At 71.9% G+C, this 3228-nt stretch carries 1 protein-coding gene; it reads right to left on the bottom strand.

The window, feature by feature from the left end; genetic code table 11:
• Nucleotides 1–32: 32 nt before the first annotated feature.
• Nucleotides 33–2993, bottom strand: coding sequence for an SDR family NAD(P)-dependent oxidoreductase (locus GWK61_RS53465; RefSeq protein WP_267254603.1), 2961 nt, complete (start codon nucleotides 2991–2993; stop codon nucleotides 33–35).
• Between the last annotated feature and the right edge of the window lie 235 nt (nucleotides 2994–3228).

Below are 3228 nucleotides of genomic sequence, written 5' to 3'. Positions count from 1 at the left end.
GCCGCCGATCACCACGGCGATCTCGCCGGGGATCAGAAAGCCCAGGAAGACCGAGGCCTCCAGCGCGGGCAGCAGGAACACCAGCGCCAGCGCGGCCGGGCCGGGCAGTTTCTGCAGCGTGTCCGGTAGACCAACGCCGACCATTGCTCGCCATCGGCGGCCTCGGTGGCCACCAGCGTGGAGCGCAGGTGGGCGGCCAGTTCGCGGGGACTCGGGCGGTCGTAGACCAGGGTGGCCGGGAGCCGGAGGCCGGTCGCGGCGCTGAGCCGGTTGCGGAGTTCGACCGAGGTCAGAGAGTCAAAGCCTTGATCGCGGAACGGGCGGGCGGGTTCGATGCCCTGCGCGGACGCGTGGCCCAGGACGTGTGCGGCTTGGTCGGCGACCAGGTTGAGGAGGTACGCGTCCTGTTCTGCGGGTTCCAGAGCTGTGAGCCGCCCGGCCAGGTCGCTGTGCGCCGTTGGCGACGCCGGCTGCGAGGACGGTCCGCGGTCCGCGGTGCGGCGCCGCCGTGTCGGTACCAGGGCACGGAGCATTGCGGGAAGCGTCGCCGTGACCACCGGATCCCGCAGGGCTCGCACGTCCATCTCGGCGGCGACCAGGACGGCGTCGTCGGACTGCGTCCGGGCGGACCGCAGCGCGCGGTCGAACAGGTCCAGGCCTGCTTCGGCGGAGAGCTCGGACATGCCGATGCGCCGGTTGCGCTCGACGTCGGCCGGGCCGAGGTGCGCGGTCATCCCGCCGGAGGCCGCCCAGCCGCCCCAGGCCAGGGACAGGGCCGGCTGCCCGGCGGCCAGGCGGCGCTGCGCCACGGCGTCGAGGGCCGCGTTCGCCGCCGCGTAGTTCGCCTGCCCCGGGTTGCCCAAGATCCCCGCGGCCGAGGAGAAGAGCACGAACATCGACAGGTCGAGGTCGCGCGTCGCCTCGTCCAGGGCCGACGCCGCGTCGGCCTTCGGCCGGAAGACGCGCGCCAGGCGTTCGGCGTCGAGCGCGGCCACGACGCCGTCGTCCAGGACGCCGGCGGTGTGGATCACTCCGGTCAGCGGGCGGTCCGCCGGTATCGAGGCCAGCAGCGCGGACAGTGCGGCGCGGTCGGCCACGTCGCAGGCCGCGACGCGCACGTCGCATCCTTGCTCGCACAGGTCCGCGACGAGCTGCGCGGCGCCGGGGGCGTCGGGGCCGCGGCGGCTCGCGAGGAGGAGGGAGCGGACGCCGTGGGCGCGCGCCAGGTGGCGGGCGAGGAGACGGCCCAGGGTGCCGGTGCCGCCGGTGATGAGGACGGTTCCGGGTGCGTGCGGTTCTGATGTCGGTTCTGATGTCGGTTCTGATGTCGGTTCTGATGCCGGTTCTGATGCCGGTCGCGGTGCCGGTTCTCGCTCCGGCCCGGGGTTCCGGTGGGAGTCGGGGCGCGGGTCCGTGGTCAGGTTCGCGATCGGGGCGGCGGGCACCAGGCGCGGTACCCGGAGCTCCGGCCCGCGTACCGCCGCCTGGGGCTCGTCCCCGAGCAGGACCGCCGAGAGGACGTCCGGGGACGGCGGCTCGCCGTCGGTGTCGAGCAGCACCAGGCGGCCCGGGTGCTCGGCCTGGGCCGAGCGGGCCAGGCCCCAGATCGCGGCGCCCGCCGGGTCGGTCAGCTCGGCCGCGGCCCGTGTCGCCACCGCGCCGCGCGTCACGAGGAGCAGGCGGGTCTCGTCGAGCGCCGGTTCGGCCAGCCAGGTTTGGAGCAGCGCGAGGATTCCGGACGCGGCCTGCAGGATTCCGTCGGCATCGCTCCGCGGACCGCCGGTGGCGTCCACCATGAGCACCTGCGGCGCCGAGGCGCCAGCTCCGGTGCTGGCCAGCGCACGGATGTCGTCGACCGTGCTGACGGGAAGCGGGATCGGCGCCGGGCTCTCACCGGCCACCGTCGAGCGCGCCGGCATCGGCTCCCATCCGACGCGGAACAAGCCGTCGGTGATGATGGGAGGCGTGGCGTCGGGTCCGCCGTGCAGCCAGTAGGGCTGGTGCTGGAAGGCGTAGGTGGGCAGGTCGATGTCACCGGCGGCAGAGTCGGTCGCCGGCAGCGCGGACCAGTCCACTGCGATACCGCGCACATGCAGCGCGCTGAGCGCGGTCAGCATCGCCACGAGGCCGTCCTTGCCGGACCGCAACGACGGTACGAACGCCATCGCCTCCGGGTCGTCCAGGCACTGCGCGCCCATCGCCGACAGCACCGCGTCGGGGCCCAACTCCACCACGGTCGACACGCCAGCCTCGTACAACGACCGGACCGCATCGGCGAACAACACCGGCCGCCGCACATGGCGGACCCAATACTCCGGATCACACACCAAGCTCGGATCGGCGATCTCACCGGTCACCGCCGAGACCAGGCCGATCTGCGGCTCGTGGTACTCCAGCCGGCGCGCGACTGCTTCAAACTCAGCCAGCATCGGCTCCATCAAGACCGAATGGAACGCGTGCGACACCACCAGAGACCGAGTCCTGATGCCCTGCTCACTCAACGCTGCAACCACCCGCTGCACCGGCTCGGCCGCGCCGGACAACACCACCGAGGCCGGACCGTTCACCGCAGCCACGTCCACACCCGGAACCAGCAACCGCGATACGGTCTCCAGCCCGGCAGCCACCGACACCATCACGCCGCCATCCGGCAACGCCTGCATCAGCCGACCACGCGCCGCCACCAACGCCGCAGCATCCGGCAGCGACAACACCCCAGCGATGTGCGCCGCGGTCAACTCGCCCAAGGAATGACCACCGACGAACTCCGGACGCACACCCCAACCCTCAACCAGACGAAACAGCGCCACCTCAACCGCGAACAGCCCCGCCTGGGCAAACACTGTCTGATTCAGAACCTCAGGATCCGTACCGAATACAGCCTCTGCGACCGACCGATCCACATGACCGGCCAACTCCGCATCCAACGCCGCACACACCGCATCAAACGACTCACGGAAAATCGCAAACCGCTCATACAAGCCCCGCGCCATTCCCAGACGCTGGCTCCCCTGGCCGGTGAACAGCACCGCGACCACACCGTCATCGACCACCGAGCCTGTGATCACCTCGGGCACCGACTCGCCGCGCGCCAGTGCCCCCAGGGCGGCCACCGCGTCGACGCGGTCTGCTGCCAGTACCACCGCGCGATCCGACAGCGCAGCCCGATCCCGGACCAGCGCCGACGCGACCTGCTCCAACGGAAGCTCAGCACGCTCGGTCAGGAAC

It is taken from the genome of Catenulispora rubra, assembly GCF_015356825.1.
Taxonomy (GTDB): Bacteria; Actinomycetota; Actinomycetes; order Streptomycetales; family Catenulisporaceae; genus Catenulispora; species Catenulispora rubra.
This window is presented reverse-complemented; position numbering and strand designations above follow the sequence as displayed.